At 57.2% G+C, this 21,511-nt stretch carries 19 protein-coding genes and 1 pseudogene; 13 read left to right on the top strand and 7 right to left on the bottom strand.

Translation table 11 applies throughout. The features are described from left to right. Nucleotides 1-16 precede the first annotated feature (16 nt). A complete protein-coding gene (pstS, locus tag QYH43_RS25345) occupies nucleotides 17-1,048 on the bottom strand; it encodes a phosphate ABC transporter substrate-binding protein PstS (RefSeq protein ID WP_090454571.1) in 1,032 nt (343 codons plus the stop codon). 234 nt (nucleotides 1,049-1,282) lie between these two features. Between pstS and ppk2 the strand changes: the two genes are divergently transcribed. From ppk2 to QYH43_RS25295, 10 genes are all read left to right on the top strand, one after another. Then, entirely contained in the window at nucleotides 1,283-2,200 is a 918-nt protein-coding gene (ppk2, locus tag QYH43_RS25340) for a polyphosphate kinase 2 (RefSeq protein ID WP_090454573.1), read from the top strand. 353 nt (nucleotides 2,201-2,553) lie between these two features. Further along, on the top strand, nucleotides 2,554-3,330 hold the full coding sequence (locus QYH43_RS25335; RefSeq protein ID WP_095057973.1) for a transporter substrate-binding domain-containing protein: 777 nt from the start codon (nucleotides 2,554-2,556) through the stop codon (nucleotides 3,328-3,330). A 64-nt stretch (nucleotides 3,331-3,394) separates the two neighbouring features. Continuing rightward, complete coding sequence (locus QYH43_RS25330; RefSeq protein WP_095057972.1) at nucleotides 3,395-4,072, top strand: amino acid ABC transporter permease; 678 nt, start codon at nucleotides 3,395-3,397, stop codon at nucleotides 4,070-4,072. Further along, the gene (locus QYH43_RS25325; RefSeq protein ID WP_095057971.1) at nucleotides 4,069-4,803 is read left to right on the top strand and encodes an amino acid ABC transporter ATP-binding protein; all 735 of its coding nucleotides are present in this window, start codon (nucleotides 4,069-4,071) and stop codon (nucleotides 4,801-4,803) included. The genes QYH43_RS25330 and QYH43_RS25325 overlap by 4 nt, the downstream gene beginning before the upstream one ends. Nucleotides 4,804-4,823: 20 nt before the next feature. Continuing rightward, on the top strand, nucleotides 4,824-6,059 hold the full coding sequence (locus tag QYH43_RS25320) for a cysteine desulfurase-like protein (protein ID WP_301158363.1): 1,236 nt from the start codon (nucleotides 4,824-4,826) through the stop codon (nucleotides 6,057-6,059). 36 nt (nucleotides 6,060-6,095) lie between these two features. Beyond that, on the top strand, nucleotides 6,096-6,956 hold the full coding sequence (locus QYH43_RS25315; RefSeq protein ID WP_095057969.1) for a MurR/RpiR family transcriptional regulator: 861 nt from the start codon (nucleotides 6,096-6,098) through the stop codon (nucleotides 6,954-6,956). 52 nt (nucleotides 6,957-7,008) lie between these two features. After that, on the top strand, nucleotides 7,009-7,905 hold the full coding sequence (locus QYH43_RS25310; protein WP_095057968.1) for an allantoinase PuuE: 897 nt from the start codon (nucleotides 7,009-7,011) through the stop codon (nucleotides 7,903-7,905). A 177-nt stretch (nucleotides 7,906-8,082) separates the two neighbouring features. Beyond that, the gene (locus QYH43_RS25305; RefSeq protein WP_095151924.1) at nucleotides 8,083-9,216 is read left to right on the top strand and encodes an aminotransferase class V-fold PLP-dependent enzyme; all 1,134 of its coding nucleotides are present in this window, start codon (nucleotides 8,083-8,085) and stop codon (nucleotides 9,214-9,216) included. 110 nt (nucleotides 9,217-9,326) lie between these two features. Continuing rightward, on the top strand, nucleotides 9,327-10,763 hold the full coding sequence (gene hydA, locus QYH43_RS25300) for a dihydropyrimidinase (RefSeq protein ID WP_301158362.1): 1,437 nt from the start codon (nucleotides 9,327-9,329) through the stop codon (nucleotides 10,761-10,763). Further along, on the top strand, nucleotides 10,760-11,506 hold the full coding sequence (locus QYH43_RS25295; protein WP_301158361.1) for a fumarylacetoacetate hydrolase family protein: 747 nt from the start codon (nucleotides 10,760-10,762) through the stop codon (nucleotides 11,504-11,506). The genes hydA and QYH43_RS25295 overlap by 4 nt, the downstream gene beginning before the upstream one ends. A gap of 113 nt (nucleotides 11,507-11,619) precedes the next feature. Here the strand turns inward: QYH43_RS25295 and QYH43_RS25290 are convergent. Next, a pseudogene (locus QYH43_RS25290) lies at nucleotides 11,620-12,161 on the bottom strand (transposase); the annotation flags it as partial. A gap of 311 nt (nucleotides 12,162-12,472) precedes the next feature. Between QYH43_RS25290 and QYH43_RS25285 the strand changes: the two are divergent. Further along, nucleotides 12,473-13,531 (top strand): 3-keto-5-aminohexanoate cleavage protein, encoded by a 1,059-nt coding sequence (locus QYH43_RS25285; protein WP_095057964.1) that lies wholly within the window; start codon nucleotides 12,473-12,475, stop codon nucleotides 13,529-13,531. Nucleotides 13,532-13,772: 241 nt separating this feature from the next. Here QYH43_RS25285 and QYH43_RS25280 read toward each other — a convergent pair whose 3' ends face one another. The 4 genes from QYH43_RS25280 to QYH43_RS25270 form a co-directional block, all read right to left on the bottom strand. Then, the gene (locus tag QYH43_RS25280; RefSeq protein WP_095057963.1) at nucleotides 13,773-15,029 is read right to left on the bottom strand and encodes a serine hydrolase; all 1,257 of its coding nucleotides are present in this window, start codon (nucleotides 15,027-15,029) and stop codon (nucleotides 13,773-13,775) included. Nucleotides 15,030-15,133: 104 nt separating this feature from the next. After that, on the bottom strand, nucleotides 15,134-15,427 hold the full coding sequence (locus tag QYH43_RS26950; protein ID WP_095057962.1) for an antibiotic biosynthesis monooxygenase: 294 nt from the start codon (nucleotides 15,425-15,427) through the stop codon (nucleotides 15,134-15,136). 11 nt (nucleotides 15,428-15,438) lie between these two features. Continuing rightward, nucleotides 15,439-16,185 carry an SDR family NAD(P)-dependent oxidoreductase gene (locus tag QYH43_RS25275; RefSeq protein WP_301158360.1) on the bottom strand — a complete coding sequence of 249 codons (747 nt, stop codon included), beginning with the start codon at nucleotides 16,183-16,185 and terminating at the stop codon, nucleotides 15,439-15,441. A gap of 247 nt (nucleotides 16,186-16,432) precedes the next feature. Next, nucleotides 16,433-17,338, bottom strand: coding sequence for a LysR substrate-binding domain-containing protein (locus tag QYH43_RS25270; RefSeq protein WP_095057960.1), 906 nt, complete (start codon nucleotides 17,336-17,338; stop codon nucleotides 16,433-16,435). 699 nt (nucleotides 17,339-18,037) lie between these two features. Between QYH43_RS25270 and QYH43_RS25265 the strand changes: the two genes are divergently transcribed. Continuing rightward, nucleotides 18,038-19,756, top strand: a complete 1,719-nt coding sequence (locus QYH43_RS25265; protein WP_095057959.1) for a diguanylate cyclase — start codon at nucleotides 18,038-18,040, stop codon at nucleotides 19,754-19,756. Nucleotides 19,757-19,772: 16 nt separating this feature from the next. Beyond that, entirely contained in the window at nucleotides 19,773-19,976 is a 204-nt protein-coding gene (locus tag QYH43_RS25260; RefSeq protein WP_143498389.1) for a hypothetical protein, read from the top strand. Here QYH43_RS25260 and QYH43_RS25255 read toward each other — a convergent pair. Then, nucleotides 19,973-21,244, bottom strand: coding sequence for an MFS transporter (locus QYH43_RS25255; RefSeq protein WP_095057957.1), 1,272 nt, complete (start codon nucleotides 21,242-21,244; stop codon nucleotides 19,973-19,975). The genes QYH43_RS25260 and QYH43_RS25255 overlap by 4 nt on opposite strands. Nucleotides 21,245-21,511 lie beyond the last annotated feature (267 nt).

The following is a 21,511-nucleotide window of genomic DNA, read 5'->3' as shown; positions in this document are numbered from 1 at the left end:
AGAGGTCTCGCGAGCGTCACTGGATGTTGGCGGAAGCTTTGCGAACCTGATCGACGACCGATTGCGGCAGGGGGATGTAGCCCATCGAATCGGCGATTTTCTGACCTTCAGTCAGGCTGTACTCAACCATTTCACGCATGGCTTTGGCCTTGGCCGGGCTTTCGTTCTGCTTGCGGAAGATCATCCAGGTGTAGGAAGTGATCGGGTAGGACTTGGCGCCATCCGGATCAGGCAGCCAGGCCACCAGGCTTTCAGGCATCTTCACCGCAGCCAGAGCTTCGGCACCGCTCTCGGCATTCGGCACAACGTAGTGACCGGCCTTGTTCTGCAATTGGGCAAAGTCGACCTTGGCCAACTTGGCGAAGCCGTACTCGATGTAGCCAATGGCGCCCGGGGTCTGACGTACGGTAGCGGTCACGCCATCGTTTTTAGGCGATTTGATGAATTTGTCGCTGGCTGGCCAGTTGACGGTGTTGCCTTCACCTAACTCCTGCTTGAACGCCGGGTTGATTGCCGCCAAGTGCTTGGTGAATACCGCGGTGGTGCCGCTGGAATCTGCACGCACGACAACGGTGATCGGTGTAGCAGGCAGTTTCAGCTCCGGGTTGGCCGCGACGATCTGCGGGTCATTCCATTGGGTGATCTTGCCCAGGAAGATGTTGGAGTAAACATCGCGTGGCAATTTCAGCCCTTTAGGACTGCCTGGCAGGTTATAGGCCAGGACGATTTCACCCGCTGTCATCGGCAGCAACTGCGCGCCTTCGGCAACCTTGGCGATGTCCTCGTCTTTCATCGCCGAGTCGCTGGCGGCGAAATCGACCGTTTTGTTCAAAAAGTCCTGCACACCTGCACCGCTGCCCTTGGATTGATAATCCACGGTGACGCCAGCGGTTTTCTTGCTGAAATCCTTGAACCAAGTGAGGTAAATCGGAGCCGGAAAACTGGCGCCGGAACCTGTCAGTCGAACGCTTTCAGCAGCGAAAGACACTGAGGTTGCACAAAGAGAAACCGTAATGGCGAGCGCAACAGACTTCATCAAATTTTTCATCGAAGGAACTCCTTGTGATAGCGGGCTCCGAAACTCTGCAACAATCTTGTTACGCCTTTATGAAAGTCCGATGGCACAAGATCTCGCTGATTGACTTGTCTGCCAGCTCGATATCGCCTTGCACCCGTAGCCGCCCTTGATACGGGCCTGCTTTGAAGCAAAAGTTTTTGTAATTACTTCGTAACCAAGTACGACTAACACTGAGTCAGGCCCTTCCCGACGCGAGTTGCTCCTATGCTATCAACCGAAGACACACTGATACAGCGCATCCGCCGCGAGCTGCTTGATCACAGTGACGAAGAGCTGGAACTGGAATTATCCGAAGACGGCACTGACCTGAATGCTCTGTTCGATGAGCAGGTAGAGGAAGGAAGTGAGAAGGAAGCTCGAAGAGTTTATTTCAGCGAACTATTCCGCCTGCAAGGCGAATTGGTGAAGCTGCAAAGCTGGGTGGTAAAGACAGGCCACAAAGTAGTCATTCTGTTCGAAGGTCGTGATGCCGCGGGCAAAGGTGGTGTCATCAAGCGCATTACCCAACGGCTCAATCCTCGCGTGTGTCGAGTTGCCGCGTTGCCTGCACCCAATGACCGCGAACGTACTCAGTGGTACTTCCAGCGCTACGTCTCACACCTGCCGGCAGCGGGTGAGATCGTGCTCTTCGACCGTAGTTGGTACAATCGCGCAGGCGTCGAACAGGTGATGGGTTTTTGCAACGCCGATCAGTACGAAGAGTTCTTCCGCACTGTGCCAGAGTTCGAAAGAATGCTTGCACGCTCCGGCATTCAGCTAATCAAATATTGGTTCTCCATTTCCGACCAGGAACAGCACCTGCGCTTTCTCAGTCGCATTCACGACCCGCTCAAGCAGTGGAAACTCAGCCCAATGGATCTGGAGTCCCGTCGGCGCTGGGAAGCCTATACCAAGGCCAAGGAAGTAATGCTGGAACGCACCCACATCGCCGAAGCGCCATGGTGGGTGGTGCAAGCCGATGATAAGAAGAAAGCAAGACTTAACTGCATCCACCACCTGCTCGGGCAGATGCCCTATGAAGAAGTAGAGTTACCGGTGATCGAACTACCGCAACGCGTAAGACAGGAGGATTACTCCCGCAGTCCGACGCCACCGGAACTCATCGTTCCTCAAGTCTATTAAAGAGAGGCTGGAGCGAGGCGCCCTTCGATTGGAGAGCAGCATTTTTTCGCATGTCAGATGGTCTTGCCTGACGCCTTGTTTTCGGGCCGTTAGGGCGTTTTCCCTCACTCGCTCCGCGACGCTAAACCCTGGAAGCAGACCCAGCGCGACAGCCGTATCGCAATGATTTACGAGGGTTCTGACCGTAACTAGCCTTTTGGACGTGACGTTTAAGGAAAGCTGAAGACGATTTTGGAGTAAAAAATCCACAGATAAAAGGCATTGAAATAAATACTCCAGTGATTTACTCTCGTCCCTAGTTGTACGAGATCAACCGCTGTTAGCACCTAAAAAACAAACAATCGGGAGCAAACATGAAAGCGAAAGTGATGTTGGGATTGTTCATGACCGCCGCAGTTGCACTGCCAGCCTGGGCCGCGGACTGGACCGTAGGTGCTAACGTGGGCAACGTGCCTTGGGAATTTCAGGATTCCAAAGGTGAGTTTGTCGGCTTCGAAGTTGATGTCGTAAAAGAGGTCGCCAAACGAGCCGGAAAAAGCGTCGAGTTCGTCAATATTCCCTTCAACGGCCTGTTCAGTGCCGTGCAATCGAAGCGTGTTGACATCGCTATCTCATCCATCACCATCACCCCGAAACGCCTGGAATCGGTTGCCTTCGCACAGCCTTACTTTGACAGTGATCAGTCCCTCACCGCACTGACCACGTCCAAGGTCAAGAGCCTGACCGACATGAACGGCAAAGTGGTTGGCGTCGATACCGGCTCGACCGGCGACATGTGGATCGGCCAACACAAGGACGAATACAAGTTCGCCGATGTCTCGCGATACGAAGGGCTTTCGCCAGCGATGCTTGACCTGGCGTCCGGGCGCATCGATGGCTACCTCAGCGATATTCCGGCGCTGCTCTACTACATCAAGGACAAGCCGCAATACACCATCGTCGCGCGTATTCCCACCGGTGAACGTTACTCGCTGATGCACGCCAAAGGCTGGGCAATGACTGATCAGGTCAACGACATCATCAGCAAGATGAAAGAAGACGGCACACTTGGAAAGATCCACAAACAGTGGTTTGGCACCGAAGCCGATAAGGATTCGAGCACCATGAAAGTGACCGCGGTCCTCAAGTAAGCCCTGCCGATGCTGCATGTAAGTGGCGACACCTGTTCGCCACTTGTAATGACCGAGGTATCCCATGGATCTTTTGCAGACATTTTTTAACTGGAACGTACTCGTCGAGTCGCTTCCGCTGATGATGCGCGGTCTGGGCGTGACCATTGTGCTGGGGGTGGTGAGTATTGCCCTGGGCTTGGTGGGCGGGCTTTTGCTGGCGTTGCTGCGGTTGTACTCCTACGCACCTGTTCGAGCACTTGCGCGCATCTACATCGATATCATGCGCTCCATTCCGTTGCTGGTTTTGCTGGTGCTGATCTATTACGCGCTGCCTTTTGTCGGCATTCGACTGTCGTCTTTTGCTGCTGCTGCCAGTGCACTCTCTTTGGTCTCATGCGCCTACAGTGCGGAGATTTTTCGTTCGGGCATCGAAGCCATTCCCCGTGGCCAGTTCGAAGCATCGGCTTCTCAGGGCATGAGCTTTTTCAACACCATGCGCGACGTCGTTTTGCCGCAGGCCATTCGCATCGTAATGCCGCCCATGACCAGCAATTGCATCAACGTCATGAAAGACACCGCGCTTGCCTCGGTGGTTGCGATGCCTGACTTGCTAAAGCAGGCCACCCAGGCTCAGGCACTGGCGGCCAACCCGACACCGCTGGTAGGGGCTGCCTTGCTGTACCTGTTGCTGCTGTTGCCGTTGGTGCAGATGGTCAGCTGGGTTGAGCGGCGTAATGCCTCTGGAGGAAAAACTGCATGAGCACGTTGATCGACATTGAAAAACTCGACAAGTACTACGGCAACTTCAAGGCGTTAAGCGATATCAACCTGCAGGTTGAAGAGGGTGAAGTGGTGGTCATTCTTGGCCCGTCAGGTTCGGGAAAATCGACCTTGATTCGCTGCATCAATCTGCTTGAAGACTACCAACAAGGCGATATTCGTGTAGGGGGTGAGCGGGTTGAAAACGGTCCGCGACTGAGCGCCATCCGTAGTGAAGTGGGCATGGTGTTTCAGAGTTTCAACCTCTATCCGCACCTCACTGTGCTCGACAATGTGTCGCTGGCGCCGATCCGTGTTCGCGGGTTGAGTCGGCGTGACGCGCACGCCAGGGCCAAGGAGCTATTGGTGAAGGTCGGTATGGGCGATCACGCGCACAAATACCCGAGCCAATTGTCTGGCGGCCAACAGCAGCGTGTTGCTATTGCCCGCACCATGGCCATGGAACCTCGCGCAATTCTATTCGACGAACCGACGTCGGCACTGGACCCGGAAATGGTTGGCGAGGTCCTCGATGTCATGCAGAACCTTGCTCGCTCCGGCGTCACGATGGTCGTGGTCACTCACGAAATGGGCTTTGCCCGTCGGGTCGCCGACCGGGTGATCTTCATGGAAAGTGGACGCATTGTTGAGCAGAACATCCCGGAACCGTTTTTTACCGCACCTAAGGAACCTCGCACACAAGCGTTCCTTCAGGCCATCTTGCACCATTGACTCAGGCTGGAGAAAGTAGAGTGAATCCTCTCGATATCGATTATGTTCGCAAGCAATTTCCAGCACTGGCCGATGGTTATGTCTACATGGATAACGCCGGTGGTTCGATGGTACTGGGCACCGTGGCTGGGCGGGTCTGTGATTACCTGCTGAACAACAGTGTGCAACTGGGCGCTTCTTACCAGCCTTCCGTTGTCGCTGGCGAGCGAGTGATGCAGGCGCGCCACTCGGTCATGCAGTTGATCAATGCTGAACATCCCGAAGAAGTGATCATGGGCGGCTCGACCACCCACTTGTTGCAAATTTTGTGTCGCGCCATCGCCCCGTCAATCGTTCCGGGTGATGAAATTATCGTCACCAATTGCGATCACGAGGCCAACATCGGCCCATGGGTCAAACTGTGCGAAAGCCGTGGTGCGACCTTGCGCGTGTGGCAGGTCAATCTCGACAGTTGTGAGCTGGAGCTCGATGACCTGCAGGTCTTGCTCAATGACAAAACCCGCTATGTTGCGATGACCCACACCTCGAACATTCTCGGCTCGGTCAATCCCGTCGCCGAGGTTGCGCGGCGTGTCCATGCGGTGGGCGCCAAGCTGTGCGTGGACGCCGTCGCTTATGCGCCACACCGTCTGGTCGATGTTCAGGCCAGCGACGCCGATTTCTACGTCTATAGCTTCTATAAAACGTTCGGCCCGCACTTTGCCGTGCTCTGGGGGCGCCGTAATTTGTTGCTGGAGTTGCCGAGCCTCAATCACTTTTTCATCGGCCAGGACGTTGTGCCTTACAAATTGCAGCCGGGCAACGTCAACTACGAGTTGTCATTCGGCTGCATTGGCATTACCGACTACTTGCTCGACATCGGCACCCGGCTTGGAGCACAAGGCAGCGAGCGCCAGTGCATGCAGGCTGCGTTCGATGCCTTCGAGGTGCAGGAAGATTTGCTCGCCGAGCGTCTACTGGCGTTTTTGCGCCAGCGCGAGGGTGTTCGGATCATTGGCAAAGCGCATACCCCCAATCGAGTGCCAACCATCAGTTTCGTGGTTGAAGGCATTCGCTCGGAGTTTGTTGTGCGCAGGGTCGATGAGCACCGGATCGGCATTCGTTTTGGTGACTTCTATGCGCGGAGCCTTATCGAAGCCCTTGGGCTTGCCCAGTTTGGTGGGGTAGTGCGGGTGTCGTTGGCGCATTACAACACGCTGGAAGAAGTCGACCGCCTCATCACGGCGCTGGATCAAACCATCAATGCGTTGCGTTGACCGGCGTACACACTTCCATTTTGACGAGCCTTGATCATGGCCTTACCTGAAACCCTTGCAGAGCTGCGTGACAGTATTGCGGCCCAGCACGAACAACTGACAGGTCGCCTGCGCGATGCTGCACGATTCCTGATCGACAACCCGCATGAGGTTGCACTCAATACGGTGGCCGAACTGGGTAAGCGTTCAAGCATCGCGCCTTCCGCTTATATTCGGCTGGCTCAGGCCCTTGGGTTTTCAGGTTTCAAGGACTTGCAACGATTGTTTCGCGCACCGCTGCAACAGGTTGCCGACACCCACAGCGAACGTATTCGGCACTATGGCGGTGAGACGTTGCTGGAGGACCCGAGTGACGTCGGCGGGATTTTGCGGGAGTTCAGCCAGGCCAACATCGTTTCTCTGGAACACCTGGCTGAAGGCGGCGAACAGGCCAATATCGAAGCCGCGATCGCCCATCTGCAAGTGGCTCGTACCACCTTCGTGATCGGCATGCGTCGCGCGTTTCCGGTGGCGGCGTACCTCAGTTATGCATTGAGCCGCATTGGTCAACGTACCGTGCACATCAGCGGTGCTGGCGGCACGTTGCCGGAGCAGGTCAGTGCCATAGCCGATGATGATTTGTTGATAGCTATAAGCTTCCCGCCGTACGCCCATGACACCGTTGAAGCCTGTCGCCAGGCACGGGAGGCGGGTGTGACGCTGGTGGCGATCACTGACAGCGTTCTGAGTCCTATCGGGCAGATGGCCGATACGGTGATTGAGGTCAACGACGCCGAATTGCTGGGCTTTCGTTCTCTCACAGCTTCGTTCTGCATTGCCCAAACCCTGGCCATGGGGCTGGCGTTTCGGGAGTGGGGTTCCCTGAGTCATGACCGGTTGAACGATATCGACTGTTAAACCCCTGTTTTTACCCTTGATCCAATAGTCAGAATTTCAGGAGTACATTCCGATGGTTTCACCTGCCCGCGATTTGATCGGTTACGGTAAAAAACGCCCTCAAGGCACTTGGCCAAATGGTGCGCGTTTGGCCGTCAGCCTCGTCATCAACTACGAAGAAGGTTCCGAGCGTTCGCTGGCCATGGGCGACCCGGACCAGGAGTCGATGACCGAATGGGGCAGTTACGCCATACCCGACGGCACCCGCAATCTGGCAATGGAATCGATGTACGAGTACGGTTCCCGCGTCGGAATCTGGCGAATTCTGGATATTCTCGACCAGCAATCGGTTCGGGCGACGTTTCATGCCTGCGCAGTGGCGTTTGAGCAGAACCCCGATGTCGCCCGTGCGGCGGTAGCCGGTGGTCATGAAATTTGCAGCCACGGATATCGCTGGGAGGAAGTGTTTCGCCTGACCGAAGAACAGGAGCGTGAGCACATGCGCCTGGCAATCGAGTCGTTCGAGCGCACCTGTGGCAAACGCCCTGTGGGCTGGTATTGCCGCTATGGCGCCAGCGTCAACACCCGACGGCTGGTCGCGGAAGAGGGCGGTTTTCTCTACGATTCCGATGCCTACAACGACGACGTTCCCTACTTTGTCGAGGTTGAAGGTAAGCGTCACTTGGTGGTGCCTTACACCGCCGACGTGAACGATTTCCGCTACTGGAATTCTCCGGGGCTTTCGCAGGCATCGGACTTTTTCGAATACATGAAAGAAAGCTTCGAGGTCCTTTATGAGGAGTCGGCTGACGGACCCCGCATGATGTCGATTGGACTGCACCCACGTATGGTGGGCCGTCCCGGGCGGGTAAGGGCGATCAAGCAATTTATCGAGTTTGCCAAGCAACACGGCGGTGTCTGGTTTGCCACGCGCGAAGAAATTGCCCGTGCCTGGCTTGAACGAGCGTGATTGCGTGGCAATCACGCCGGATCAAAAAATGATGCTATCCCCACTGTGGTGAAAGAGTTCAGGGGGAACAGCCAGCCGCTCGACAGAAGTCGCCATTCAATCCCGAGCAATCTTGTCATTTGCCAAGGCTTAGGGCAGGGTCGATACCACTGACATCTCTGCCAAAGGAGTCACCCCATGTCAAAGCTATATCCCAGTATCGATCCTGAGGGGCTGGTCGAGTACTCCGTGGTCTACACCGACCGCTCGCTCAACCACATGTCGCAGTCCTTTCAAGGTGTGATGAAGAACATTTCCACGACCCTGAAACAGGTCTACAACGCCCAGGCTGTTGCGGTGGTCCCGGGCAGCGGCACATTCGGCATGGAAGCGGTGGCGCGACAGTTCGCCACCGACCAGCAATGCCTGGTGATACGCAACGGCTGGTTCAGTTATCGCTGGAGCCAGATCCTTGAGATGGGCAACATCCCGGCGGCCACTACGGTGCTCAAAGCCCGACCGATCGACACGGGTCGCCAGGCTGCCTACGCCCCACCCCCTCTGGACGAAGTGCTGGCAGCCATTGCCGCTTCGAGGCCGCAGATTGTCTTCGCCCCCCACGTTGAAACCTCATCAGGGATTATCCTGCCCGACGACTACCTGCGGGCCGTCGGCGACGCCGTGCATGCGGTGGGTGGCCTGTTCGTGCTGGACTGCATCGCCTCAGGCACGATCTGGGTTGATATGCACAAATGCGCAGTCGACCTGCTGATCAGCGCACCGCAGAAAGGCTGGAGCGCCTCCCCTTGTTGCGCCCTGGTGATGTTCAGTGCTTTGGCACTCGAGCGCATTCAGCAGACGCAAAGCAGCAGCTTCGCCTGCGACCTGAAAAAGTGGCTGCAGATCATGCAGGCCTACGAACAGGGCGGACATGCCTACCATGCGACCATGCCCAGTGATTCCCTTGCGCGATTCAACGAAGTGATGAAAGAGACCCAAGCCTACGGTTTCGACAAGGTCCGCGGCGAGCAACAGGCACTGGGCGATCGGGTGCGCGCAATGTTGACCGGCAAAGGCTTCAAAAGCGTGGCCGCCGCCGGCTTTCAGGCCCCTGGCGTCGTGGTGAGCTACACCGATGATGCCGACATCAAGAGCGGCAAGAAATTTGCCGACCACGGCCTGCAGATCGCCGCTGGAGTGCCGTTGCAATGCGACGAGCCGGCCGACTTCCAGACCTTCCGCATCGGTCTGTTCGGACTCGAAAAGCTGCACAATATCGAGTGCACCGTCAGCACCCTCGAGCAGGCGCTGGACGAGGTGATGGTTAGCTAAGCGGGTATTCGACACCGTTACCACCGTGGTCCCGGACATGTTGAAAAGCACGGGCGTAGACATGCGCCGCCTGACCGGCCGGGGCCGGTTACTTCTGGAGGAGGGCTGGTATGCAACCTTTTGATACGGTGATTCGCAACGCCCGCGTGGTAACCGCCGCGGACACGTTCACCAGCGATATCGGCATTCGTGATGGGCGCATCGTCTCCCTTGGCCTGGATCTGGCGCATGGTCTCCAGGAAATCGACGCGGCAGGCCGGCATGTCACCCCCGGTGGCATCGACAGCCACGTGCACCTCGACCAGCCAACGGGCGACGGCTCGGTGATGGCCGATGACTTCTTCAGCGGCACGGTCTCGGCGGCCTGCGGCGGCACCACCACCGTCATCCCGTTCGCCTGCCAGCAGAAGGGCGAAAGCCTGCGCTCTGCCGTCGATGACTACCATCGTCGGGCGGGCAACAAACCGGTGATCGATTATGCCTTCCACCTGATCGTCACCGATCCTACCCCGCAGGTGCTGCGTGAAGAACTGCCGGCCTTGATTGCTGAAGGCTATACCTCGTTCAAAATCTATATGACCTACGATGCGCTGAAACTGGGCGACCGGGAGATTCTCGAGATGTTGTCGGTCGCGCGTCGTGAGGGCGCCATGGTGATGCTCCACGCCGAGAACAGCGACTGCATCGCCTGGCTCACCGAGCGACTACTGGCGGCCGGGCTGACTGCACCGCGCTACCACGCCGCGTCGCGGCCGATGCTGGTGGAGCGCGAGGCGACCCATCGTGCCATCGCCCTTGCCGAGTTGGTGGATGTGCCGATCCTGATCGTGCACGTGTCGGGTCGCGAGGCCGTGGAACAGATTCGCTGGGCCCAGAGCCTGGGGCTGAAGGTGTACGCCGAAACCTGCCCGCAGTACCTGTTCCTGACCGCTGACTCGCTGGGGTGTGACGACAGCTTCGAAGGTGCCAAGTGCATCTGCAGCCCGCCGCCGCGTGATGCCGCAAACCAGCAGGTGATCTGGGATGGCCTGGAGAACGGCTCGTTCGAGATTTTTTCGTCCGACCACGCACCCTTTCGTTTCGATGGCCCGGATGGCAAGAAGGCCCACGGTGAAGAGGTGTCGTTCGACCAGATCGCCAACGGCATTCCCGGTGTCGAAACCCGCATGGCACTGCTCTGGTCCGAAGGCGTGCGCAGTGGGCGCATCACCGCGCAAAGCTTTGTCGCGCTGACCTCCACAAATGCCGCCAAGCTGTATGGGTTGTATCCGCGCAAGGGCAGCATCGCCATTGGTGCTGATGCCGACCTGGTGATCTGGAACGAAGGTGAGTCGGTTCACCTGAGCAACGAAATGCTGCACCACAACGTCGATTACACGCCTTACGCCGGCATGACGCTGAGCGCCTGGCCGGCCATGACCCTGTCTCGCGGTGAGGTGGTCTGGGACGGCGAGCCGCGCGGTGAGGCGGGTCGCGGCCGGTTTCTGCCATGCGAGCGCCCGGCGCCCGCGCAACTGCGCCGACGCAAGACCGAGCTGGATTTGTGAGTGCGGTCGCGCAGGTGGCCGCCAGCCTGATTCGTGGTTGGCGTGAGGGTCGCCAACAACCGTTGCCAACCCTGGAACTGGCTAGCGAAGCCGAAGCCTATGCCGTGCAGCACCAGGTAGCGGATGCCCTCGGCTGGTTCGCCTCCGGGCCACCAGTGGCCTGGAAACTGGGTGGCGCGCCCGGAGGGCTGATCAGCACCGCCGGAGTACCTGCAATGGCGGTACACCCGTCGGGTTGGCAGGTTCCTCCGGGCGATGCCTTCGGTTTCGGGATCGAGGGAGAACTGATCGTGCGCCTGTCCCGCGACCTCGACGAACACACTGATCTGGCCATGGCCTGTGCGGCGGTCGATGTGTGGATGCCGGGCATCGAGCTGTGTGGCACGCGCTGGCTGCAGGGTGACCAGGCCGCGCCACTGCTTCGGCTGGCCGACCAGCAACTCAACCGCGCGCTGATACTTGGTGCACCGCAAACGTTGGGGGAAATACCGGATTGGTCAAGACAACAGGTGACGTTGCGGGTGGCCGGGGAGCCTGAGTTCGTCGGCGTAGGCAGCCATCCATTCGGTGAGCCGCTGAGTTCGCTGCCGTGGCTGGCGCGTCACGCTGCAGCAATGGGCAGCCCGTTGCGAGCCGGTGATCTGGTGGCTACTGGTAGCTGGACCGGCATCTACTGGGCATCGGCCGGGGTGCAAGTGGAAGTTGAGTTTGCCGGGATAGGACGGGTTGCCTTGTCGACGTGATGCGTTTCAACGGCTTGCTGATTTCCAGTTTACGGAGCGAGCCGACGTATTGCTCCTGCTTAAAAGGCGTGGATTTTTGAGGCTTGCCTAGGGGCACTCCTTCAGGCTCCTCTCTCGACCTCCGCCGTGCGATGAGCCGGTGTGGGTTCCACATCCAAGATGACGCCTTGCTCGGTATCGATCAGATATTCGTGGAGTAAGCGTAGAACGCGGGCCCACCTGGAGCTGCGGTCCAGCAGGCTTGTGGATCATTCAGCGACAAACACTTCGGCAGTGTTTCGGCCAGAGCCTCTTCGTCGAGTGCCTCAAGATATTCACGCACAGCGAGGCTGCTCAGGGCCGGATCGCTCCCGTTGATCTGTTCATCGCCCGGTATGCCGCGCTGCCGACTCTCATCCGCCTTGATGATGCAGGCGTCCACAGCACAGCCTTCACCCTTGACAAGGCCAGCGTCCATGCAGCGACGCAGCACTTCATTGAATAACCAGCGAAACAGATCACTGCCCAGAAAACGGCCATGGCGGTTATTGGAAAAGGTCGAGTGATTGGGTACTTCGTCTTAAAGGCTCAACCGGCAAAACCAGTGATACGCCAGGTTCAAATGGGCCTCTTCGCGTAACCGCCGCTCTGAGCGAGTGCCGTAGTTGTAATAGATCCGAGGTCTCTGCTTCATCTGCAACACTCCTTCTGCTTACACAGAATTTAGTTGTGTTGCGCCCACCGGTTGAATCCACACTAAAAACCGGTCCACCGGCGCCCATGCTAGAAATTCACTTTTCGCAACATATGTCATGAAATGAAATGCCATTGTCGCCTGATGAAAAGCGACTGATCAGGCCCTCGGCTTACAGTCCAATCAGCCAACATACCTACCCTGTCATCGCAAGATGGAACGCGCCACCATAATCGGCACCAAGCCTTGCTGACGTTCCGCTCAACAATAATAAGTATTTTAGAGACCCCTATATGAACTTCCTTGATGGCCACCTCTTTGTCGAGAACCAGCAGCCTCTGATCATCACTGCAGCGCCGTATGCACCGTCGTGGCAGCCTTCAGATTTCCCCGAGGACATTCCGGTGTCCATGGCCGAGCAGGTGCAGAAGGCCGTGGATTGCTACAACGCTGGGGCTACCGTGCTGCATTTGCACGTGCGTGAACTGGACGGCAAGGGCTCCAAGCGCCTGTCGAAGTTCAACGAACTGATCGCCGGTGTGCGTGAAGCCGTTCCAGAGATGATTATTCAAGTCGGCGGCTCGATCAGCTTTGCGCCGGAAACCGAGGGCGCCGCGGCCAAGTGGTTGAGCGACGATACGCGCCATATGCTGGCCGAACTCGATCCCAAGCCGGACCAGGTTACGGTCACCGTGAACACCTCGCAGATGAACGTCGTCGAGCACTGGGATGACGCCGACATCAAGGGCACCTCGATGGAAGACCCTGCTGTCTACAGCGCCTACAAGGAAATGACGGTGCCGGCGCAGCCGGGCTGGGTGGAAGAGCACGTGCGACGCCTAACGGCCGCGGGCATCCAGAGTGCCTTCCAGTGCTACAACATCAATAGCTTCGACTCGGTCGAGCGCCTGATGCGCCGCGGCATCTACAAGGGCCCGCTGGTCATGAACTGGGTGGCGATCGGCGGCGGGATGGACGTGCCTAACATCTACAGCCTGGCCAACATCGTGCGTGCCGTGCCGGACGGCGCAGTGCTTACCGTGGAAAGCTCGACGCGTAACGTGCTGCCGGTCAACATGATGGGCATTGCGATGGGCCTGCACGTGCGCTGCGGCATCGAGGATAACCTCTGGAACCAGGCGCAAACGGATAAAATGTCCACCGTTGAGCAGATCGAGCAACTGGTGCGCATTTCCCGCGAGTTCGGTCGCCCGATCGCCACCGCCCAGCAGGCGCGCGAGATCAGCAAGATCGGCGTGTTCTATGACACTGTGGAAGAAAGCCTGGAGGCCAATGGCTTCGCGCCTAACCGCAACGGTGCCCAGCAAGGGTTCTTGCGCAAGAAGGTCTGAGCCATTTTGTGAGGGCGCGAATATGGGGCTGGACTGGATGGATGAGTCCGGCCCCATTCGCTCATGAACTATGAACAAAAGGTGGGAGTTGTCGAGCCCCAGCCAGGCTGCGATGGGGCTGGCGTGGCAAACATAGATGTTGCCTTGCCCACCGCTATTGCAGCCTCGCTGAGGCTCGACAACTGCCACAAGGGTTTCACTTCGCTTACCGGATTCAATCCTTAAGCGAACAGCATTGCGCTTATTGAGCGGCCTTGGTGATGGCGTCAAAGGCGACCATGTCGTCGATGACCTCGCCACCGGTGGATTTGGTCTGTGCTTGCCACACCACAATCACCACATTGTGGGTTGGATTGATGTAGACGTACTGACCAAAAATGCCGGCAGCGGTGAACGCTTTATCTGCCTTCGAAGCCTCTGTCCAGGCAGGCCACCACATGGAAGCAAAGTCGCCATATGCCGCATCCGCGCCAGTGGTTGTACTGACGAAACTCATCCAGTCTTTGGGCAGTACCTGCTTGTCGCCGGCCTTGCCGCCGCTGAGTACGAACTGTCCGAAGCGCCCGTAATCTTCAAGCGTCGCACTGATACCGCTGCCGCCCACCTCATTGCCATTGGGGCCGTCGAGCCACCAGTTGGCGTCGCTTTGCATGCCATACGGTGCCCAGATTTTTTCACTCAAGTAATTCGCCAATGGCTTGCCCGTGGCGGCGCTGACCAATTGCCCCAGTACTTGTGTTTCCCCGGTGCTGTAGTTGGTCAGCGTACCTGGGGTCGCGATGCTTGGCCGTGTGGCCATGTACTTGAGTGCCGAGCCGGGTACTTGCGCGATTTGCAGCTTGAGCATCATTCGCCGGTCTGAGGTCGGATCCGCGTATTTCTCACTCCACTTGACCCCAGAGCGCATGGCCAGCACCTGGCGTACCGTCGCCTGTTCGTAACCACTGCCAGCCAGTGAAGGCAGGTATTTGGTTACTTTGTCATCCAGGCTTTTGATCGAACCGTCTTGCAACGCTGCGCCCACCAGCGTCGAGGTGATGGACTTGGCCACCGACATCGACATCCACCGGGTGTCCGCGGTATTGCCCTTTTCATAGCGTTCAGTAACGACTTTACCGTCCTTGAGCACCAACAGACCCGTTACATGGTTAAGCGTGACGTAGTCATCGAGGCTGTATTGCTTACCTTTGTAGTCAAAGGCAACTGGCCCGAGCGGCTGGCCGCTGCGCGGTAATGGAAAGGGATGACCGCCGGCCTTGATGGTGCGCACAGGGAACAAGCGATCAATGTTGCGGAAGGTGTTAACGGCCATGTCTTCGCTGAGCTTGCCGTTGTACATAGTCTCGACGTCACCAATCGGCTCCTGTGCATGGCGGTAGGGCTTCGTTGTATCCGCGTGGCTCGAACAAACTATTAACGACAGCACCAGTGCCGAAACGCACGTCACCGCCTGAACACGGCGTCGCTCAGCGATTGATGAATGATCAGAGTGCAACATGAAAGATTTCCTTATTATGGTTTTTGTGGTTGAACAAATAACATCCGCAAGTAACATGCTAAAAAACGCTTCCCCGGCGGCCTGCGGACCCTGGGATCACGTCGTCAAGGGGCGACCGCGGACCAGTGATGCAGTTGACGCTCCGCGTTCCACATAGGATGGACTCGCGCAAAATAGAGGGCGTAATAGGGACGTTTCATCTGTACATTTTCAAAATATGCTCGACTACTCCATGTTTCAACGAGTAACACATGATGGGGACAATCCTCGCTCTGCAGCACGTCAAACCCCAGGCAGTCAGGCTCACGTTCGATCAGCGTGCGCAAATTCGACAGCTCGTGCAGAAAGTCCGCGAGACGCTCAGACCGGATCTTTAGCTCTACCGTGAGAACATACATAACTGTTCAACTCAAAGTGAGTCAGTCAAGCCGCCATCGGTCAGGAGCGTGCGCCCCGTGATCCAGCGCGATTCGTCCGAAGCAAGGAATACGACCACGTCCGCGATGTCCTCGGGCTCACCGATACGCGCTGCGGGTGTCGCTGCGATCACCGCTTGCCGACGCACGTCGGGCGTCGCCGCAGTCATGTCCGTGCTGGTCATCGAGGGCGCTACCGCATTCACCGTGATCCCACGCGCGCCGAGTTCCTTTGCAAAACCATTTGTCAATACGGACACTGCCGCCTTGCTGGCTGCATAAATGGCCGTACCTGGACGGGGGGAATAGATCAAGTTAGTCGAGACGTTCACAACGCGCCCGCCGGTGGACGGAAAATGCGGAACCGCTGCCTGCATCATGTGCAATACGCTACTCATGTTGACGGCAAAGAGCCGGCTCACATGGTCCGCATCGATGTCCGCAAAATTGCGTCCCTCGAAAATGCCGGCGTTGTTCACCAGAATATCGATGCGGCCAAAACGCGCGACGATCATGTCGATAGCACTGCGCACAGCGGATGCGTCCGCTACATCCGCAGCAAAAGCCTCTGCCGCTCCCCCCGCCGCCCTGATCGCCCGAACCACCGACTGTGCCTGATCGAATCCGGATTGATAGACAACCGCAACGATTGCGCCCTCAGCTGCGAGCTTTCGGGCGATGGCAGCGCCGATGCCACGTGAGCCTCCGGTAACAACCGCAATTCTGTTTACAAGCTTCATCATTTGCTCCTGAAGATAGGTTGCTTCTGGCTCATCTATGCGCTGGATACAACCAAGACCAAGGGGCCAACGGAATGGCTAGCGCATCGGGAATTCACCGGACTTCAACGGCGATGACTCTATGATCCGCCGGCATCCAGAATGAAAGAGCCCGTAGGGTACGTTTGAACATGTAATGGGAATAAGACGGGGAAACGAGAAAGATTTTTTCCCTAGGGAAGAAATCTCCCCCGATTTGACATTACGGCTACGGTCCTTCAACCGCGCTGGGCAAACGCTCGATCAGAAAATCGGCAAAGGCCCGAACCGCTGGCATCAGCCCTCTGGCGGAGGGCAGGATCAAGCTCAATGTTCGTCGAGAAACCTCCCATTGGGGAAGGACCCGCACGAGCGTTCCATCGGCCAGTTCCGTCCGGCAGGTATGCAGTGGCACGACGGCAACGCCCTGGCCTGCAATAGCTGCTGCCTTGAGCAGCGAAACATCGTCTGAGCCGAGACGGTTTTTTAACCGTACCGTGGCCTGTTCTTCGCCCGGCCCCCGCAACGTCCAGACGCTTAAGCTGCTATGCGTCGCCAGGTGAAGACCGTCGACTCCATCTACATCTGTAGGATTGGCAGTCCGACGCTCGCCAAAGTAGTGGGGGCTGGCTACCAGCACCATCTGCAAGGTGGCCAGTTGGCGCGCGACCATCGACGACTCGACCAGGTCCTGTTCATGCGAACGCAGGCCAAGATCAAAGCCGTCTGCAATTAGATCGGTGTAACGGCTGCTTGCGATGATGTCGACGCTGACTTGGGGATAGCGGGCAAGGAATTCCGGCAGCAGTGGCGCAAGCAGCGAACGCAGGACCCCTTGCGGGCAGGTCATCCGGACACGCCCTGCGGGTTCGCCCAACACGCCGCGCAGATGAGCTTCGGCCGACTCGGTCTGTTCGACAATTTTCCGGGCGTAGAGATAGAGCTGTTCGCCGGCCTCGGTGAGAGCGAACCGGCGAGTGGTGCGGTCAATCAGGCGCAGGCCGAGATGGTTTTCCAGGGCTTTCAGCCTGCGGCTTAGTGTACCGGTCGGTATGGAAAGAATTTCCGCCGCAGCAGTGAAGCTGCCACGTTCTGCAAGGAGCTTAAAGTAGTACAGGTCGTTGAGATCAAGCATCGGTATCTCGATAAAAGAATGTAGGTTCAGCAGCCGCTGTCAAAGGGCCCGCACTGAAAGCGATCCTGCGAGTGATGCCTGTCTATGTGAATTGGAGAGGTACTTTTCGGTTGCTGCGCTCTGGCTCTCCTCGTTTGCGGGACCTGCCACGAACGGCTTGCACAAACGTATTGCGATGCACGCGTGCTTGGCAACAGGCATAGGTAATCATTTTGATCGGATATGCACGGGGCCGGGGTAACGCGGTTTGCTCATGGCACCTCCTAATTGGCCTCATTTTGAGGCGTGGAGGTGTCTACGAAACCCGGGGCGATTCAGTCTGAACCAAGCCCCGGTGGGCTGTGAGACAAGTAAGGGGCGGCGTTTAAAGGGGGCCTTTCATAAATTTTCAGCGTTTTTCATCGTTCATCGGCGGGCGACTCAACCTATTTCAGAGCGGTTTTGTTGAATAGATGCCCTACTATGGCAGCTCTTGGCTAAGCCGACGCAGAACGGTAAGAGGAGCGCGAGAATTGTGATGTCAGCTGACAGGTTGTGGCCTGCCGCAACGTCTGTTTACGTCTGATAAACGCCGTCTTGGTTTGGTGGTTTGCTGGCTAAGTGCTATATCTATTTTCAGTACCTGTTTCTGGCTCATAGGGATGAACGAACTGCCTCTCAGGTGCTAGTCCAGCCAGCTTGAGAACGAGTCAAAAAAACATGACAGAAGAACTTAAGCCCAGCCCTTCCAGCCCCTCCACCGTGCCCCGTTTTGGACTTGGCAAGAAAATCGGGATTGTGTTCCTGGCGCTGCTGATGCTCGGGCTTGGCAACATCCTGGTCGTGCACGCCATGTTCGCGGAATTCACCGGTTTTGACGAAACGATGCGGGTTGCGGGCAAAATGCGTTACCTGGGTCACCGGATGGCGCTCAACACCAGCAGCTTTTTGAACGGATGGTCTCCCGGCAAGGAGGCTGCGATGTCAGACATCAAGAGCTATGAGGATGCGGTCAGTACGCTGATGCACCGAGGAAACACAAATAGCGATCAGATACGGCAAATGACACCGCCACAGCAGCTCAAATTAGAAGAGATCAGCATCGCCTGGCAGCGCTACCGCGAAGATATCGAGTCGGCGCTGCTGCGCGACGGTAACTTCCCTCCGGAGGCAAGGCAGATAGGCGCGCTTGCCGAGAATTCACAACGTTTGCTCGACGATGTCGATCAGCTGATGATCTCACTGATAAAGGAGATGCACCGCGAGCAGGAAGTCGAGCTGAATATAGCTTATCTGCTGTTGGTGATAGACATACTGTTCCTGGGAGGGACGTGGCTGATTGTCCGGCGAAGCTTCGTTCGTCCGGTGCTGAGGCTCGCGCAGGGCAGTCGCGAACTGGCAAACGGCAACTATCAAGTCCATATCGAACACTGGCCCAATGATGAGGTGGGTCAGTTGGCGGATGCCTTTAATGACTCCGCAAAGCGGATCGGTACCCTGGTTGGCAACCTCGAGCAGGAACACCTGAACCTCATGCGTGCTGAATCGATGTTTCGCGGCGTGGCGGAAACTTCAGCAGTCGGCATCTACATCATCCAGGATCACAAATTAGTGTTTGCCAATACACGAATCGCTCAGATGTTCGGCGTTGAGCAACATAAACTCGTTGAATCGCTGAGCGTGTTCGATCTGGTGGCGGAAGGTGATCACGATCTACTCAATGACAATCTGCAAAAACGCTTGAGCCCAGATGGCGGGATCGAGGGCCTGGCCAGCGAATACCGAGCCCGCAGGATAGATGGATCGTTGTTCGATCTGGCGGTATACGGATCGAGTATGTCTCTTAACGGTCGACCCGCAATGATTGGCATCGCCATGGACATCACTGAGCGTAAGGTTGCTGAGGAAGCCATCCGCAAACTGGCTTTCTACGACCGAATGACCGGTTTGCCGAACCGCCGAATGATGGAAGATCGGCTGGGACAACTGATCGCGCTCGCCAAGCGGGAAAAACGCAAGCTGTCGTTACTGTTTATTGACCTGGACAAGTTCAAGGCGGTCAATGACCAACACGGGCATGAGGCCGGAGATTGGTTATTGGCCCAGGTCGCATCCCGTATGGGGTCTGTGCTGCGCGAGTCTGATACCGCCTCGCGCATTGGCGGTGATGAATTCGTCATTCTCCTGCCGGATGCCCGAAATGCAGAAGATGCCGTTGTGGTCGCCGAGAAAATCCGCCTGGTACTTGAACAACCTTTTGTCATGGATAACGGTGTAACACTCTCCATTTCATCAAGCATTGGCGTGGTGATATTTCCCGACCTGGCTGACAATTTGCGCGATTTGCTGCGCTATGGCGACGAAGCCATGTACCGCGTCAAGAAGGGCGGCAGGAATGCCGTCGAGGTGTTTGCCCCTCTGCCGCCGGAAGCAGCATAGGATGTGGTGCAACGGCATGAGTCTGTGGGCGCTGCCCTTTGATCTTGATAAAGACCTCTTGCTGGATGCGGAATACCGCCAGTATTCCCCTGAAGCAAAAAAGCACCTGAAGGGCGATGGCGATACCCGCTGGATTCATCGTGGCGCCGACGATATTGCGGTCAGTCGGCAGATAGCCCCCCCGGCGCTGCGTATCGTCAGCAGTTCGCCGATGATCTAGGCGCGGGTGGTGCTTGCGGCGGACTGTTTGACGCCCTTGGCGGTTTTTGGCGCTCTCATCAGCAGCGGGCCAAATGTTGCGAGCAGGCCAAGCATGATCAATGGGAAAAACATCAGTGACTCCAGGCCGAAATGGCTGACGATCACGGTGATGGCGGCGGGTCCCACGAGCATGCCGGAGAAGCCGATGCAATTGACGATGCCGATGTTGCGACCGGCATGTTGTGGGTCCCGGCGTCCGGCTGCGGAAATCATCAGCGGCGCGATGCAGGAAAGTCCGAGACCGAACAACGCAAAGCCGAGAATGCCGGTAACGACCGTGCCGCCAACGATGGTGAGGGTCATGCCCAGTACACAGACTGTGCCGCAGGCGAACACCACTTGAGCGTTACCAAAGGCCGCCGCCAGCCGGTCGCCGAACAGGCGCCCGATGAACGCCGCACCGACGAATATCGACACCGCCATGCCTGCGGTGGACGTCGAGGTCGAGAACTCGCGGCGAATGTATTCCTGGCCCCAGTCGGCAATCGCGTTTTCACCCATCATGCTGCCCAACAACAGTGCGCCAAGTGCAATCATCACCAACAGCGTTTTGGTCGATGGACCCTTGCCGATTTCCTCCGCTGACTGAGCGTCTGTTTGCCAGTCGCCTGAAGCCGCGTCGGGAACGTCATGCTTGCCCAGCAGCCAGCGGCTGAACACACAGCCGACGATCAGCATGGCGATGCCCAGCACGGTAAACGGCACCTTGACGCTGTCGGTGTAGAAACCCGTCAGCCAACTGCAGGCCATCCCGAGCAGAAAACCACCCAGCGAATAGAACGCGTGGAAGCCGGACATGATCGAGCGCCGATAAAACCGCTCGACTTGCACACCATGGGCATTCAACGCGGTATCCAGCGCGCCGCGCAGCAAACCCAGCACCACGCCAAAACTCATTGCAAACCAGAAACCGCTGACGAAACCCAACGGAATGATGGACAGAGGGTAGGCAAGGGCGCAGAAGGTGATCACCGGTTTTGCACCGAAGCTGTCCAGCAAACGGCCGACCAGCAGGGCTCCCGCCGCTGAGCCGACGCCGACCCCGAGCGCGATCAGGCCGAAGTTGGCATCACCCAGCTCACCGGTAAAACCCAGTTGTGTCCTGAAGACACTCACCCCGGTCGACCAGATGTACATCATTGCGCCGATCATCATGAAGCCGAGGAAGGTCGCAATACGCGCCTTGCGGATGCGTGTGGGGATCGGTGTTTTTTGAACGTTATTCATCACGCTGCATTTGTCCCTGTTGTTTTTGTGGGGGGTGTTCATGCAAAAGCTGAGTCGTACTAGAGTTATACGTATAACTCATTCAAAAATAACATCGGTGACGGCATTGATGTCAACTGTTTCTGGGAGGCGATTGCCATTCAGGTGACATCTGGCATGCAGATATGCTCGGCGGGGCGATCAGTTTTTAACGTGGCCTGTGGTCGAACAGGTCAATTTGGGTTATACGTATAACTTGAATTGATCCGAGCACAGAGGTTTTCGTGT

The sequence above is a fragment of the Pseudomonas sp. C32 genome, assembly GCF_030417915.1.
In the GTDB taxonomy this organism is placed as follows: Bacteria; Pseudomonadota; Gammaproteobacteria; order Pseudomonadales; family Pseudomonadaceae; genus Aquipseudomonas.
This window is presented reverse-complemented; position numbering and strand designations above follow the sequence as displayed.